The sequence below is a fragment of the Sphingomonas sp. GV3 genome (genome assembly GCF_031082075.1).
Lineage (GTDB): Bacteria > Pseudomonadota > Alphaproteobacteria > Sphingomonadales > Sphingomonadaceae > Sphingomonas > Sphingomonas beigongshangi.
In genome coordinates, this window is record NZ_JARWLE010000002.1 from 36,964 (window position 1) to 51,639 (window position 14,676).

15 protein-coding genes are annotated in these 14,676 nt (G+C 65.1%); all 15 read right to left on the reverse strand.

All coding sequences use genetic code 11. The annotated features are described in order from the left end of the window. Positions 1-120 precede the first annotated feature (120 nt). Positions 121-729 (reverse strand): DedA family protein, encoded by a 609-nt coding sequence (locus tag RF701_RS16555; RefSeq protein ID WP_007406854.1) that lies wholly within the window; start codon positions 727-729, stop codon positions 121-123. Positions 730-741: 12 nt separating this feature from the next. After that, positions 742-1,221, reverse strand: coding sequence for a hypothetical protein (locus tag RF701_RS16560; RefSeq protein ID WP_236696946.1), 480 nt, complete (start codon positions 1,219-1,221; stop codon positions 742-744). Beyond that, the gene (locus RF701_RS16565; RefSeq protein ID WP_170172186.1) at positions 1,218-1,673 is read right to left on the reverse strand and encodes an MgtC/SapB family protein; all 456 of its coding nucleotides are present in this window, start codon (positions 1,671-1,673) and stop codon (positions 1,218-1,220) included. Before RF701_RS16565 ends, RF701_RS16560 begins: the two co-directional genes overlap by 4 nt. A gap of 113 nt (positions 1,674-1,786) precedes the next feature. Next, on the reverse strand, positions 1,787-2,536 hold the full coding sequence (locus RF701_RS16570; protein ID WP_308815706.1) for an HAD-IIB family hydrolase: 750 nt from the start codon (positions 2,534-2,536) through the stop codon (positions 1,787-1,789). Next, positions 2,533-5,034, reverse strand: a complete 2,502-nt coding sequence (locus RF701_RS16575; RefSeq protein WP_007406838.1) for a heavy metal translocating P-type ATPase — start codon at positions 5,032-5,034, stop codon at positions 2,533-2,535. Before RF701_RS16575 ends, RF701_RS16570 begins: the two co-directional genes overlap by 4 nt. After that, entirely contained in the window at positions 5,031-5,639 is a 609-nt protein-coding gene (locus RF701_RS16580) for a cation transporter (RefSeq protein WP_007406859.1), read from the reverse strand. The genes RF701_RS16575 and RF701_RS16580 overlap by 4 nt, the downstream gene beginning before the upstream one ends. Next, positions 5,636-6,322 (reverse strand): ZIP family metal transporter, encoded by a 687-nt coding sequence (locus RF701_RS16585; protein ID WP_007406853.1) that lies wholly within the window; start codon positions 6,320-6,322, stop codon positions 5,636-5,638. Before RF701_RS16585 ends, RF701_RS16580 begins: the two co-directional genes overlap by 4 nt. A 3-nt stretch (positions 6,323-6,325) precedes the next feature. Then, entirely contained in the window at positions 6,326-6,709 is a 384-nt protein-coding gene (locus tag RF701_RS16590; protein ID WP_007406861.1) for a hypothetical protein, read from the reverse strand. A 5-nt stretch (positions 6,710-6,714) separates the two neighbouring features. Further along, positions 6,715-7,602, reverse strand: coding sequence for a bestrophin family protein (locus RF701_RS16595; RefSeq protein WP_007406841.1), 888 nt, complete (start codon positions 7,600-7,602; stop codon positions 6,715-6,717). 31 nt (positions 7,603-7,633) lie between these two features. Then, positions 7,634-7,975 carry a flagellar hook-basal body complex protein FliE gene (gene fliE, locus RF701_RS16600; protein WP_007406845.1) on the reverse strand — a complete coding sequence of 114 codons (342 nt, stop codon included), beginning with the start codon at positions 7,973-7,975 and terminating at the stop codon, positions 7,634-7,636. A gap of 45 nt (positions 7,976-8,020) precedes the next feature. Beyond that, positions 8,021-8,395, reverse strand: a complete 375-nt coding sequence (locus tag RF701_RS16605; RefSeq protein ID WP_007406844.1) for a hypothetical protein — start codon at positions 8,393-8,395, stop codon at positions 8,021-8,023. Then, positions 8,392-8,880 (reverse strand): SRPBCC family protein, encoded by a 489-nt coding sequence (locus tag RF701_RS16610; protein WP_043060768.1) that lies wholly within the window; start codon positions 8,878-8,880, stop codon positions 8,392-8,394. Before RF701_RS16610 ends, RF701_RS16605 begins: the two co-directional genes overlap by 4 nt. A gap of 53 nt (positions 8,881-8,933) precedes the next feature. Then, positions 8,934-12,179 (reverse strand): efflux RND transporter permease subunit, encoded by a 3,246-nt coding sequence (locus RF701_RS16615; protein ID WP_007406862.1) that lies wholly within the window; start codon positions 12,177-12,179, stop codon positions 8,934-8,936. Between the two features lie 3 nt (positions 12,180-12,182). Then, the gene (locus tag RF701_RS16620; protein ID WP_004212877.1) at positions 12,183-13,361 is read right to left on the reverse strand and encodes an efflux RND transporter periplasmic adaptor subunit; all 1,179 of its coding nucleotides are present in this window, start codon (positions 13,359-13,361) and stop codon (positions 12,183-12,185) included. Further along, positions 13,361-14,638, reverse strand: a complete 1,278-nt coding sequence (locus RF701_RS16625; protein ID WP_013039111.1) for a TolC family protein — start codon at positions 14,636-14,638, stop codon at positions 13,361-13,363. The genes RF701_RS16620 and RF701_RS16625 overlap by 1 nt, the downstream gene beginning before the upstream one ends. Positions 14,639-14,676: the final 38 nt, after the last annotated feature.

Genomic DNA, 14,676 nt, shown 5'->3' on the forward strand with positions numbered 1-14,676 from the left:
ACGTGGTTCCTCGCGGGACCAGGCCAAGGGCACTGGCGTAGCGCGTGACGAAGACCAGCATCGAAGCTGCCGTAAGCCAAAGTCCGGCGGGAAAAACGGGAGACGAGCCATTGACATTCATCAATGGCGATCCCCGGATCGCCCGAAGGTCGCGACCCGCCAGAGATACCAAATGACGGCCAGCAAGAGCACGGCGTTGCTGACCGGTTCGATGACGCTCGCCACCTGATTATAGCGTTCGCCCAGCTCGTAGCCGGCTAGCACGAGGATCACGGTCCATATTGCCGAGCCGGCAAGCGTGGAAAGCAGGAACGGACCGAGGGGCATTCCGCTGACCCCTGCTGGCACCGAAATCAACGTCCGGACTCCCGGGACCATTCGTCCGAACAGAACCGCCCAACGGCCATAGCGGTCGAACCAGCGATCGACATGATCGATCTCGTCCGCCGTCAACGTCAGCCATCGACCGTGGCGAGAAGCAAAGCGCTTCAACCGATCGATGCCGATCCAGCGCCCGACATAGTACCATAGGATCGCTCCTGCGGCCGATCCGAGGGTGCCAGCGATAACGACCACCCACAGCGAGCCGCGCCCCTGCGCGGCCGTGTAGCCCGCAAGGGGCAGGATCACTTCCGATGGAATCGGCGGAAAGACGTTCTCGGCCAGCATCAGCAGGAAGACGCCAAAGCCGCCGAGTGCCGATAGGATCGATGTTATGATGTCGAACACAAGACAGCCTCGTCAGATGATCCAATAGAAGATGGCGCAGAACACGAGGATGAGGGCGAGGACCGATCCTACGATCGCGTTTTCCAGTCGCGGGCACTCGACGTTCCTGATCCGCGCGGCGACCTGCCAAGCGGGGCGGATCGGACACCGCCACGACCCAGCGACAATTCGATCCAATTCCGCGTCCGACAGCCCGAAGAATGCTTTGGCTTCACGGCGCGATCGACCCGCCAGCCCCATCACACGCAGCACCACATCGTCCCATGCGACATCGATCGCGCTCGGCCGATCGATCATCGGGCCGCGCGCGTCACCGCCTGCCCAAGAGGGAGGCAGCAGGCCGATGATCTGGTGAGGATTGCGCTCCAACAGCGTCGCCCAGCGCAGCAAGCGGTGTTGGCGGTCCCGCGCCGGGATAGTCCGCGCCGGCGCCCAACGTCGGGTGAGGGCTTGCACTGGATGTGTCCATCGGCTCGCCTGAGAGGTCGTCATGGACTTGCCGGAGTACAGGCGTCGCCATTGGTAGCGCGCTTGAGCGGACGAGAACAGCGCAGGGTCAGGAAGGTGGTGCAGCTCAGGATGAAGGCGATATCGTATAGGCCGTAGCCGACGGCCGCCCCGAGCGCGCCAGTCGCCCACAGGCTGGCCGCTGTTGCCGTACCCGAGGCTTTGCTACCCTTCTTCAGGATCGCGCCGCCCCCAATGAAACCGACGCCTGAAATCAGACCTTCGAGCAACCTGGCCTGCGCCGGGGACGTGCGGCCGAGGATCGCGATGCCTACCAGCACGAAGCCGCAACTGGCGATGGCAACCAACGGGAATGTGCGGATGCCTGCGCTACGGGCGTCCTTCTCGCGATCCCAGCCAACCGGAAGGGCAAGCGCGTAGGCGACGGCGAGACTGATGATATGGGTGGTTATCTCCCACCATGAGCTTTGAAACATGCCGGCCTGCCTGTTCTACGCGATCGCTCCAAATCGGAGGTTAAAAACGAATGTTGGGCCGAGCGCCTTGAAGGCGCTCGTGATTAAGGCGAGGATCGTGAACATCTGCGAACCTACCGGTGCAGACATGCGATGATGGCGGCCACGACGGCGGCGGTTTCCGCAACGTCGCGCACCCTGACCGTGTCGAGGCCGATCTCGACGGCGGGATAGTCATTTCCACAGGGGAAGATCGCATCGCCGATGAACAACATGCCGTCGAGCGGCACGCCGCTTTCGGCGCTCAGGCGCTTCAGGCCGTAGCCTTTGTCGACCCCTGCCCTCGTCACGTCGATCGATGTCGTACCGCCAAGATTGATCGAGAGGCCCGGCAGCACTGCGCGCAAGGTCGCCTGCAATGCAGTGCGTTTTTTCCGATCCCGGTCCCATCCCTCCTTTTCCTTCAGCGGCGCCGCCTGCCCCAGCCCCGAAAAGGTAATCTGGCTGCCGCGATCCTCGATCCGCTCGCCCCATATGCGTTCATCGGCGAGGCCGGCATCGGCCAGCGCCCGGTCGAAGGCCGCGCGGATCTTCGCCTTCTCCGCATCGTCGAACAGCTCGGCATAGACCACGCACCAAGCCCCATCGATGAAGCGATAGAGCTTGGTGCCGGTGGTCGGCATCAACCAGAGGCGGTCGAGCGCTGCGTCCGCAGGCAAGCGCGACGCGACCTGCTTTTCGAATTGTGGCCAGTCCCCGCCCGAGATCACCGCCACATCGGTAACGGCGAGCAACCGGGCGATGATCGCGGCCATATCCTCCGATAACGGGCGTTTGCTCTCCGCGAGCGTGCCGTCGAGGTCGAAAGCGACCAGCCACTTCATGCCGCGTTCCCCGCCGGGTCGCGGTAGGCGAGCAGCCGGAGCGCGTTGATGACGACGAGCAGTGTCGATCCCTCATGGACCGCCACCGCTGGCCCGATGCCGAGGCCGAGGATGGTGGCAGGCACGAGGAAGGCGACGACGCCCAGGCTGACGAACACGTTCTGACGGATGATGCCGCGCGTATGACGGCTCAGGCCGACCGCGAACGGCAAGTGCGCCAGGTCGTCGGCCATCAGCGCTACGTCGGCCGTCTCGAGCGCTACGTCCGACCCCGCCGCGCCCATTGCGATGCCGACCGTGGCGCTCGCCATCGCGGGCGCGTCGTTCACGCCGTCGCCGACCATCGCGACCTTGTCCTCGCCGGCAAGCTTCTTGATTGCGGCCACCTTGTCTTCGGGCATGAGGTCGCCCCACGCCTCATCGATTCCGACATCGTTGGCGATCGCTTCGGCGACCTTCTGGTGATCGCCGGAGATCATTATCATCCGCGACACACCCATCTCGTGCAGCCGGCGCAGCGCGGTCTTGGCCGCTTCGCGGGGCGTGTCCATCAGGCCGATCGCGCCTAGGTCGCGGTCTCCCTTGCGGACGACCATCGTCGTGCGGCCGTTCTCGCGCAGCTTCGCGATCGCGTCCTGCGCCCCCTGCCCCAGCGCCGGTATGCCCTCGCCCCCAAACATCTCGGCCTTGCCGATCCACACCGTCTCGCCATCCACGCTCGCGGTGACGCCACGACCGGTCAGGCTCTTGAGGTCGCCAGCGGTGGGCAACGGGCGCCCATTCAGGCGTTCGCGGCCGTCGTTGACGATCGCTTGGGCCAGCGGGTGATCGCTCAGCGCCTCGACAGCGACGGCCAGCGACAGCAGCTCGCCTTCGTCGGTGCCGTCGACGGGCACGACATCGGTGATGCGCGGGCGCCCTTCGGTCAGCGTGCCGGTCTTGTCGAAGGCGATCGCCTTCAACGAGCCGAGGTTTTCGAGCGGCGCACCGCCCTTCACCAGCACACCGCCACGTGCCGCGCGCGCGACGCCGGACAGGACCGCGCTCGGCGTCGCGATCGCGAGCGCGCAAGGGCTCGCTGCGACCAGTACCGCCATCGCGCGATAGAAGCTGTCGCGGAACGGCTCGTCGATGACCACCCAGGCGAACAGCAGCAGCACCGACAGGATCAGGACGGCGGGCACGAAGATGCGCTCGAACCGATCGGTGAAGCGCTGCGTCGGCGACTTCTGCGTCTCCGCCTCGCTCACCATCTTCACCACCTTGGCGAGCGCGGACTCGTTGGATCGGCGCGTCACCTCGATCTCGATCGCGCCGCCGCCATTGATCGTGCCGGCAAAGACGCGGCTCTCCGCCTCGACCGCATCGGGCTTGGCGCGGGCGGCTGCCGCGTCCGCGACCGGCACCTTGTCGACCGGGATGCTCTCGCCGGTCACCGGGGCTTGGTTGATCGCGCTCGTGCCCGTGATGACGAAACCATCGGCGGGAAGGCGTTCGTTTGGTCGGACGATAGCAATATCCCCGACAACCATCTCCTCGACCGGGATTTCGCTGGTCTGCCCGTCACGTCGCACGGTCGCGGTTTCGGGCGCGAGCTTCGCCAGCGCCTCGATCGCCTTCTTGGCGCGTCCCATCGCGTAATGCTCAAGCGCATGGCCAAGGCTGAACAGGAACAGCAGCAGCGCGCCTTCGGCCCATGCGCCCAGCGCAGCGGCGCCGGCGGCAGCAACCAACATCAGCGTGTCGATCTCGAACTTCTTCAGCCGAAGATTGTCGATTGCCTCGCGCAGCGTGAAGAACCCGCCGAAGAAATAGGCTGCGATGTAGCAGGCGGTCGGCAGCCAGTCCGGTGCACCGGTGGCCAGCTTCTCGATCGCGTAGCCAATTCCCAGCAGCGCGCCGCAAGCGAGCGCAAAGATCAACTCGGTGTTGGGACCAAGAAAATCGGCATGGCTATGGTCGTGACCGTCGCCAGGACCGTGTTTCTCCTCGCCCGCCCCGTGCCCACCGGGACCATGGTCATGGCCGGCATGGTCGTCGGCGGCGACCCGCTTGCCCACCCGGACCTTCAACTTGCGAAGCGCCGAACGCACCTCCTCTTCGGTGGTCTCGCGGCGGTCATATTCAACCCGGACAGACCCACTGGTACTGGCACTCGCCTGCACCACGCCCGGCAGCGCGCATAGCGCGTCACTGACGGTGCGCGCCCGACGCTCGTGGCTGATCCCCGTCACCTGCCAGATCGCATGGCCGTAGCGTTCGGTGATTTCGGCGCCCGCGGCGCGCACCATCTCGCGCAAGCGCGGCAGCGGCAGCTTGGCAGCGTCGAAATGGATGCACAGGGCCGCCGGCGTGTCGCCGTCGAGGCAGATCACATGCGCCCGCTCGACGCCTTCGCGCTTTGACAGGGTTGATACGAGACGGTCCAGGCAAGCGTCGGCCGCGTCAGGAAGGTCCGGCAACAATACTGGAATATCGAGTTCGAGCTTGTCGTTCATGACGACCTCCTTTCGCTTTTCTTGGTTTCGGCGCGCGCGTCGCGCAGGATTTCGACACCGCCCTTGATGGCGATGATGGCGGTAGCGAAGCCGACCAGAAGGTCCGGCCAGTTGGTGCCCAGCCACAGCACCAGCACGCCCGCGATCAGGATGCCGCCATTGGAAATGAAGTCATTGAAGCTGAAGGTGGTGGCGGCCCGTAGGTTAACGTCCGGATCCTTGAGCCGCTGGAGCAGCCGCAGGCAGAGGTAGTTTACGACGCCGGCGATCGCCGACATGACCATCATGGTCGGTCCGATCGGCTCGCTCCCCTGCACATAGCGTCGCCCGACATCGATCAGGATGCCGCCCGCAAAGATCAGCAGCATTACCCCCGATGCGATCGCGGCGCGCGTCTTCCACGTCTTACCGTGGGTCAGCGCGACGAGGCTGAGAGCGTAAACGGCGGTGTCGGACAGATTGTCGACGCCGTTGGCGATGAGCGCACTTGAATCGGCGAACGCGCCGGATACGAAAAAGCCCGCTGCGATTGCTGCGTTCAGCAGCAGCACGATCCAGAGCGTGCGACGCTCCTGCGTGCCCGCGTTGTCGTTGCTCGCATTCATCCCATGATCTCCTCGAGCGTCAGGAGGGCGAGGAACCCTACGAAGAACATCGAGCTGATGAGCGGGGTGTCAGGCTTCTCGTGCGCCTCAACCAGCAGCTCTTCCGTGACGAGGTAGAGCAGCGCCATCAGCCCAAAGCTCAGGAAGCCAGCGACCATTACCGGCGAGAGCGTGGCGACAGGAACGGCAGCGAGCGCGCCGATCGGCAGCAGCAGCGCCAAGGCCGAGACGATCACGATGATGCGCAGGCGCGAGCGATAGGTTTCCGCCAGCTCGTTGGTCAGTGTCAGACCCAGGAAGAGCACTTCGAGTGTCAGCGCGATCGTCAGCAGAAATCCCGCCTTCTCGCCCGCGACGAACGCAAGGCCGAGCACCAGGCCATCGACCAGGATGTCGATGCCGATCGCGGCGAGCAGCGCCATCGGCCCCTTGAAGCGGGCCTCGAAAGCCTTGAGACCCAGCATCGTTACGACGCCCGCCGCCCCGCCGATCAACGTCGCGCTGGGCGAAGCCTCATGCTTGACCTGCGGCAGGATTTCAGTCGCTGCCGCCGCGAACACGACGCCGGCAGCAAGATGCTGTAGCCCCGCCACGAGGCCAGGATTTAACTTTGTGCGGCTCGCGATGATCGCGCCGATTACGACCGCCAGCACAGGCGCAAGCGTGTAAAGCAGTGCCTGCATATCCTATGATCCCTCCGGGGTTCGGTGACAGACGTGGATTTTCCCGCGCCGCATGAAGGCGATCGCCCCGCCCGCCACGACCGCCCGTGACTGGTTGCCGCGAAATTCATCACCGGTTCGCTGGGCGCGCAGGATCTCGGTCCTGCCCTTCGGCAGCCAGGTGACGGCCATCTTCAGGCCGTCGTCGATGAAGTCGACATCGGCGCGGGTGCCGTCGTCGCAATACATGATGCGCTGCGCGATCAGCCTTGGCGTCACACGCTTGTCATGAGCCGGTTCGACAGGTTCGCTCGGAGCCGGGTTGCACGCCCCTACAATCACGCCGGTGACGAGAACGGCGCCAACGCGCGCGATCGTGAGCCCGGGCAGATGCAGCAAGGCGCGCATGCCCATCACCACAGCACCCCGTGATCAGGTGTCAGCGGCTCGGGGGCCGGAAGTCCCGCGGTTTGGAGAAGGTCGATCTCGATCGTGCGGCACATGGCCGTGAGCGGGACATCGTGGACGCTATTGGCGAACGGATCGGTCAGATCCTCGCCGATGCTCAGCACCGCGAGGAAGACGAGTCCGATCAGCGTCGATCCGATCGGCGTGGCAAGGCCCAGGGATTCGACCAGCGCGATCGGGAGCAGCACGCAGAACACACGCGTGAAGAGGTTCGGGAAGAACCGAAAGCCATTGGGCAGCGGCGTGTTCTTGATCCGCTCCATGCCGCCCTGCGCATTGGCGATGTCGATCAGGACGCGCTCCACAGTTGCCTGCTGGATCTCGGTGATCCGACCTTCCGCGAGCGCGTCAGCGTAAATGCCCGATATGTCCTCCAAGAGCGCATTGGCAGGGTTCAGGCGAGTGACCGCCATATCGGCGACCTCCGTTCCGGCGACCCGGGCAATTTCTTCATAGGGCGACTGTCGGCGAAGCTGGCAGCGCATCGAGTGCGCAAAGGCGATCTGCCTCAGGATGATGTGGTGCCGTATCTCACTGCCCTCGGGTTCCCCCTTGGTCAGGCTGCGCGTGATCCGGGCCAGACTGCGCGAGGAATTGATGAGCGCGCCCCAAAGAGTTCGCGCTTCCCACCAGCGTGCATAAGCGGCGTTGGTCCGAAACCCCATGAAGAGCGCGATGGCAGTGCCGAACAGCGCCGTCGGCAAAGGCGGTTCCTTGATCGGGGTCATCATGTGGAATGCCGTCACCGCCACGTCCCACACGAACAGGATCGTGAGGGGCTTCCAAACCTCGACAATAATCTGCGTAAATCGTGGCCTTGTGCCGACAATCATACCAATACCGCCTTAGTTATCTCCGCGATCGTCATCCGATCGGCATGTTCATGATGTCTCGATATGCAGACAGCAGCTTGTTCCGGACTTGCAGCGTCGCCTCGAACGTAATGGATGCACGGCTCTGGATGAGCGCGACGGTCGCAATGTCGGTGGTTTCGCCCCGTTCATATGCTTCGGTGACGACATCCTCCTGCTCCTGGGTCTCGTTGACCTTCGCCACCACGGCATTGAGGGTGTCGGCAAAGGTTGAGGCTGGAGCGGTCGGCGTCACGCCGGGCGGTGCCGTCGGCTGCGCCTCGCGCAAGGCGCGGCTTCGCGCGATCACTTCGGCGCGAATGGCCATCACATTCGAGATCGACGTGTCAGACATCGTTTCTCTCCCGTTGCAGTGCGACGTGTCGGAAGACAGGACGGTTCATCGGGTGCCCTCCCGTTCGCAGGTCCGCGTGCGGCCTTCGCCTTCCACGATGGTGAGCTGCGACCCCTTGAAGGTCGCGGTGGCTGTCTCGCCGACATATTGGAGGCCCTGCGCTGGCGCGGTCAGCGTCATGGGCACGGCGCTGCTGGAGCGCCGCAAATCGATCTGCAGGCCGTTGTCCTTGTAGTCGACGAACAGCGGTTCCCCGTCGGAACAGCGATAGGGATGGCGCCCCATTTCCCCGGTCGCCACGGCGCTGTCGGACGAATGGATTTGCTGCTCCGTTGGCGGGGCTGGCGGCTTGCTTTCCGTGCAAGCCGCCAGCCCGATAACGAGGATGAGGGCGGGCAGAACCCGCTTCAACGGCGTCATCGCGCCTTCCTCCTGTACCGGGAGGGGACGCGCTGACGATTGATCCCACGGGCAGGCTGACCCACCCGCCAGCGCAGATAGGTTGCGAGGCGATCGTCAGCCTCGATCATCAGGGACCGCAGGCGACGCAACATCATCGCCGCGAACGGCAAAGACAGCGCCCCGCGCAGCGTGCAGCTATGTGTTAGCCTGGTGCCACCGTCGTCCCCTGCCAGCTCGTACCGCTCTTCGAGCGTGAACAGATAAGGGATGCCGCAGGACCAAGCGAAGGCGTGCGGCTTATCGAATCGATCAATCCGTGCTGGCGTCCGAATTGGTCGGGTGATGCCCTGGATCGCGAAGGTACATTCCGTCTCGCCAAGCTGGCACGGGTTGTCGAGGAATACGAGCGGACTCCAAGCCCGACGATGATCCGGATCGGTGATCGCCGACCAGATCCGCAGTGGCCCGCCGTGAAGCATTGAGCTGGTTATGGTGCGAGGCATATCCCCATCTCCCAGAGATGAGCGGGGCGATCGCGGATCGCCCCGCTCACCCTTCAGGCCAAGTCGTTCACGAAGGTCTGACCGTGGTCGTCCCCTTCATGCTCCTCATTGTAGTGCTCGGGCTTCTCGATCACTTTCTGCCCGAACCGGGCGTAGAGCGTCGGCAGCACGAACAGCGTCAGCAGCGTTGCCGAGATCAGGCCGCCGATGACGACGGTCGCCAATGGCTTCTGCACCTCCGCGCCCGCGCCTTCGCCAAGCGCCATCGGCACGAAGCCGAGGCTGGCGACGAGCGCGGTCATGACGACGGGCCGCAGACGCTGCATTGCGCCGACATGGGCCGCCTCTTCGCGCGATAGCCCCGACCGGATCAGGTCCTGGATCGAGCTGACCATCACGAGGCCGTTGAGGACCGCGATGCCCGACAAGGCGATGAAGCCAACCGCCGCCGAGATCGAGAAGTCCATGCCCCGCAGGAACAGCAGCAGAACGCCGCCCACCAGCGCGAAGGGCACGCCGGTGAAGACGATCGCGGCATCGCGGACCGATCCCAATGCCCCGTAGAGGAGCAACAGGATCAGGATGAAGCAGGCCGGAATGACCAGCTTCAGACGTTCGCTTGCCGATTGCAGGTTCTCGAACTGGCCGCCCCATTCGAGATAGGCACCAGCGGGCAGCCGAACCTGGCTACCGATCGCCGCCTGCGCGTCCGCAACGACACTGCCGACGTCGCGACCGCGCACATTGGCTTGCACCACCACGCGACGCTTCCCGTTCTCGCGGCTGATCTGGTTGGGACCATCGACCACCTTGATGTCGGCGACGCTCGAAAGCGGCACATAGCCACCCCCCGCCAACGGCACCTGCACCTGTTCGAGAAGGCCGATGTCCGCCCGTTGCGCTTCAGAGAGCCGTATCACGACCGGAAAGCGCCGATCGCCCTCGAAGATCTGGCCCGAGGTGCGCCCGCCGATTGTCGCGGTGACGATGTCCTGCACATCTTGGGCAGTGACGCCCAGACGCGCCATTGCGTCGCGATTGACGCGAATGTCGAGCATGGGCAGGCCCGTCGTTTGCTCGACCTTCACGTCCGCTGCGCCCTGCGTCTTGCGCAGCACCGCAGCAACCTGCTCGGCCGTCCGGTTCATTTGTGTGAAGTCGTCGCCGAATACCTTCACCGCGATATCGCCGCGAACGCCGGCGATCAGCTCGTTGAAGCGCATCTGGATGGGCTGGGTGATCTCATAGGCATTGCCCGGGAACTTCGCGAGATTACCCTCGATCCGACTTACCAGCTCCTCCTTGGGAAGGTCGGGGTTCGGCCAGTCCTTCCGCGGCTTCAGGATGACGAACATGTCGGTCGCGTTCGGCGGCATCGGGTCGGCCGCCAGCTCGGCGGTGCCCGTCTTTGAATAGACGAACGCCACCTCCGGTTGCTTCGACATCATCCTCTCGATCGGCACCTGCATCGCCTGACTCTGCTGGACCGACGTTGCCGGGATGCGGAGCGACTGGATGAGCAGATCGCCTTCATCGAGCTGCGGCAGGAACACCGAGCCGAGCGTGGTGAAGGCAAGCGCCGCCACCACAAGGCTGCCGACACCCGCCCCGATCGTCAGGGTCGGGCGCTTCATCGCCCGGTCGAGACCGGGTTCGTAGCGCTTCTTCAGCCATGTGATGATGCGGCCGTCCTTCTCCTCCACCTTTTTGGACAGCCAGATCGCGATCATGGCGGGGACGAAGGTGAGCGACAGGATGAAGGCGAAGCCGAGCGCGATGATGACGGTGAGCGCCATCGGCACGAACGTCTTGCCCTCCACGCCGGTCAGCGTGAGTAGCGGCACGTAGACGAGGATGATGATCGCCTGTCCGTAGACCGAGGGCCGGATCATCTCGCGCGCGGCGGCTGCCACGGTCGCGAGCCTTTCCTTGACGCTCAGCAATCGGCCTTCATGATGCTGTTGCTCGGCAAGCCTTCGCAGCGCGTTTTCAACGATGATGACGGCGCCGTCGACGATCAGACCGAAGTCCAAAGCCCCAAGGCTCATCAGATTGGCCGAGACCCCAGCGCGCAGCATACCAAAGCCTGTCAGCATCATGGTGATCGGGATGACCAACGCCGCGATCAGGGCCGCACGGAAGTTGCCGAGCAGCAGGAAGAGCACGACGATGACCAGCACCGCGCCTTCGGACAGGTTTTTCGCGACCGTCTTGATCGTCGAATTGACCAGCTCGGTGCGGTTCAGCACCGGCTGAATTACGACGTCAGGAGGCAGCGAAGCGTTGATCGTCTTCAGTTTCTCAGCGACCGCGGTCGACACGATGCGGCTGTTCTCGCCGATCCGCATGATCGCCGTGCCGACGACGACTTCGGTACCGTTCTCCGATGCCGAACCCATGCGGATCGCCTGACCCGTCTTCACAGTCGCAACTTGTTCTACCGTGATCGGCACGCCGTTACGTGTCGCGATCACGGTCCTGGCCAACTCGCTGGCATTGCGAACGAGCGCATCCGAGCGAACAGCCAGACCTTCGCCATTGCGATTGACGAAGCCACCGCCGACGCTGGTGTTATTGCGCTCCAGCGCATTTCCCAGGTCCGTCAGCGTGATGCCGAGCGAGGCCAGCTTCTGCACGTCGGGCACGACGAGGAACTGCTTGGCGTAACCGCCAATCGAGTCGACACCGGCGAGGCCCGGTGTGGTCTTCAGAAGCGGCGTCACGATCCAGTCCTGCGCGGTGCGCAGGTAGGTCGCCTTGTCCTCTTCGGTCGTCAGTCGCTCGCCCTCTGGCGTGATGTAGCTGCCATCGGGCTGTTGGCCCGGTTCACCGGGCTTGTGCTTGTCGTCCTCGCGATGATCGAGACGAACGGTGTACATGTACACCTCGCCCAGGCCTGTCGCGATCGGACCCATTTCAGGGTTCACGCCGTCGGGCAGATTCTCTTGCACGCCCCGCAGACGCTCGCCCACCTGCTGGCGGGCGAAATAGATGTCCGTCGCGTCCGAAAAGACCGCCGTGATCTGCGCGAAGCCGTTGCGGCTCAACGAGCGCGTATATTCCAGGCCGGGGGTGCCGGCGAGCGCGGTTTCGATTGGAAACGACACCTGCTTCTCGACCAGCTCGGGCGAGAGGGCAGGCGCGCGGACGTTGATCTGGACCTGATTGTTGGTGATGTCCGGCACCGCGTCGATCGGTAGCCGGTAGAGGGAAAAGGCGCCGATGGCGGCGACGATGACGGTGAGGAGCAGGACTAGCCAGCGCTTCTCGACCGCCCAGGTTACGATACGGGCGATCATGGCTTAATCCTCGTGGCTCGCTTCGCCCTTGCCGATCTCGGCCTTGAGCGTGAAACTTCCGGTGGTGGCGATCTGTTCGTTGCCGGTCAGGCCCGACCGGACGATCACCGTGTCGCCCGACGCATCGCCGAGCTGGACCGGGGTCGCCTTGAAGCCGGTGGGCGTGCGCACGAACACGACCGACTTGCCCTCGAAACTCTGGACCGCCGTCGTCGGCACGCGGACCGCCCCGCTCCCGCCGCTGCCCGTGAGCTGCACGGCTGCCGTCACAGGCTCGCCGACCCGCCATTCGCCACCGCGATTGTCGAGGGTGGCGAGCGCAGGCACGAGCCGCGTCTGCGGATCAAGCGCCGGCGACACGAAGGTCACGCGGGCGGTCGCCTGACGGCCTGCCGCCTTCACCAGCACCGTATTGCCGGGACGCACCCGGCCCGCATCCTCGGGCTTGAGATTAAGCGCGATCGACACCTGGCTCAGGTTGGCGATGCGATAGAGTTCGGCATCCGCCGCGACCGTTTGTCCCAGCGTCACGGGGCGCGCAATGATCTGGCCCGAGATCGGCGCGGCAATGCCGAGCCGGTTGAGCCCGCCGCCGCCGACACCCGCCGCCGAAACCATGCTCTGCGCCTGCGTCAGGGCGATCCGCGCCTCCGTCGCCGCTGTGCGGGCGGCGATCAGATCCTGTTCAGGGGAGACTCTCTGCGCGAACAGCCGCTGTTCGCGCGCGAGGTTCGAATTAGCGAGCTGAAGCCGCGCCCGCGCCGCCTCGACCTCGCCCTTGATCTGCGCCGCCTCGCGGCTTTCGATGACCGCAATGGTCTGGCCGCGTCCGACCGATTGGCCGAGGTTACGGGTGAGCGCGACCACGCGTCCCGCAATTGCGGCCGAGACGACCTGCGTTCCCTGTGGGTCGCCCTCGATGATCGCGGGCAGCTCGATCGTCCCGGCCCCGCCGATGATCGGCCGTCCGACCTGGACGCCCGCTGTGGCGATCTGGTCGGCACCCAATGTGACGACGCCTTCACCGGCATGACCGCCTTCAGCACCGCCCTTTTCCGTGCCCGCTGCCGTCTCATTGGCAGCTGCGCCTTCGGCAGTTGCCTCGTTTCCGCCATCCTTGCCGCCGCAGGCAGCCAAGAGCAGGGCGAGCGACGCCGCGCCCGCGAGATAAAAGCTCTTCATCACTGATTCCCCCCATTGGGCGCACGAGCGGTCAGTCGCTCCACTTGCGCGCGGGCATTCTGGTAATTGGCAAGCGCGTCGATCGCGGCGACCCGCGTTTCGGCGAGCGTGCGTTCAGCATCGAGCAATTCGAGCTGGCCGAACTTGCCCTCGCGATAGCCGATCCGCGCGATGCGGGCGGCCTCCTGTGCAGCCGCCAGCGCCGGCCCCGACGCCGCACGAGCCGTCGTTGCGGCATTGGCCGCCTGCGCCTGCGCGTCCGTGATCGCCTGTTCGATGTCGAGCGCGGTCACGCGGCGCTGCGCATCCGCCTGGGTCCGCTGCGCGGTCGCCTGCGCAATCGCGGCGCGACCATTGTTGAACACCGGGATCGGGATCGACACGCTGAACACCGCCGCCATGTCGTTGGTCGCTTCCAGGCGGCGGATCGACGGCCCGACGTTCAGGTCAGGCACGCGATTGGCGCGCGCGAGCCGCACGCCGGCTTCGGCAATGGAGAAATCCGCGTTGGCTGCCGCCAGCGCGAGTGTGCCGGTCGTGTTGACCGGTGCCAACGGCCCATAGACGTTCACATCGGGAAGGCGATCGAGCAGCGTGTCATCGAGCAGGCCGTCGATCGGCCGTCCGATCCGACGCGCCAGATTGGCGCGGGCCGCCTCGGCCAAGCGAAGCTGCCGCTCCACATTGGCGTCGGCATTGATACGCGCGACATCCGCGCGCTGTTGCTCGAGTGGCGATGCCCGCCCTGCCTGCACGCGAACGCTCGCGGCCCGCAGCGCATCGCTGGCGATCCGGGCCTGATCGCGGGCTGTCATTACCCGGCGATCGGCCGCGACCGCTTCGACATAGAGCTGCGTTACCTGAAGCCGGACATCCGCCGCGATGATCGCGGCCTGGATCTCGGCCCGGGACAATTGCGCATTGGCGACCGCGACGCGGGCGCCGCGCTTGCCGCCTAGCTCGATCGGGATCGCAAAGCCGACCGTGGTTTCCGCGCTGCGGACCCCCCGATACGGCCCGGAGCCGATGACATTCTCGACTTGGCCTTGAACCACCGGATTGGGCCGCAAGCCGGCGACTGTGCGACCTGCACGGGCCGCGTCGATTCCAGCTGTCGCCGCTTCCGCAGCAGGGGCCGAACCGCCCGCTGCACTGACCGCTTGGTCAAGCGTGTAGACCGGCGCATCCTGCGCAACAGGCGCGGACGGTCCGACCTGCGCCTGCGCCATCGTGGCGCAAGACGCTGCGGCCAGCATGGCCGCGAGGATACGATTCATGAAAATAGGACTCCTGACGATGATCGACAGGGGCGCGC

Coding starts and splice junctions, on each gene's coding strand:
- RF701_RS16560 (WP_236696946.1), bottom strand. CDS start 1,221: ATGACGACCTCTCAGGCGAGCCGATGGACACATCCAGTGCAAGCCCTC.
- RF701_RS16565 (WP_170172186.1), bottom strand. CDS start 1,673: ATGTTTCAAAGCTCATGGTGGGAGATAACCACCCATATCATCAGTCTC.
- RF701_RS16570 (WP_308815706.1), bottom strand. CDS start 2,536: ATGAAGTGGCTGGTCGCTTTCGACCTCGACGGCACGCTCGCGGAGAGC.
- RF701_RS16575 (WP_007406838.1), bottom strand. CDS start 5,034: ATGAACGACAAGCTCGAACTCGATATTCCAGTATTGTTGCCGGACCTT.
- RF701_RS16580 (WP_007406859.1), bottom strand. CDS start 5,639: ATGAATGCGAGCAACGACAACGCGGGCACGCAGGAGCGTCGCACGCTC.
- RF701_RS16585 (WP_007406853.1), bottom strand. CDS start 6,322: ATGCAGGCACTGCTTTACACGCTTGCGCCTGTGCTGGCGGTCGTAATC.
- RF701_RS16590 (WP_007406861.1), bottom strand. CDS start 6,709: ATGCGCGCCTTGCTGCATCTGCCCGGGCTCACGATCGCGCGCGTTGGC.
- RF701_RS16595 (WP_007406841.1), bottom strand. CDS start 7,602: ATGATTGTCGGCACAAGGCCACGATTTACGCAGATTATTGTCGAGGTT.
- fliE (WP_007406845.1), bottom strand. CDS start 7,975: ATGTCTGACACGTCGATCTCGAATGTGATGGCCATTCGCGCCGAAGTG.
- RF701_RS16605 (WP_007406844.1), bottom strand. CDS start 8,395: ATGACGCCGTTGAAGCGGGTTCTGCCCGCCCTCATCCTCGTTATCGGG.
- RF701_RS16610 (WP_043060768.1), bottom strand. CDS start 8,880: ATGCCTCGCACCATAACCAGCTCAATGCTTCACGGCGGGCCACTGCGG.
- RF701_RS16615 (WP_007406862.1), bottom strand. CDS start 12,179: ATGATCGCCCGTATCGTAACCTGGGCGGTCGAGAAGCGCTGGCTAGTC.
- RF701_RS16620 (WP_004212877.1), bottom strand. CDS start 13,361: ATGAAGAGCTTTTATCTCGCGGGCGCGGCGTCGCTCGCCCTGCTCTTG.
- RF701_RS16625 (WP_013039111.1), bottom strand. CDS start 14,638: ATGAATCGTATCCTCGCGGCCATGCTGGCCGCAGCGTCTTGCGCCACG.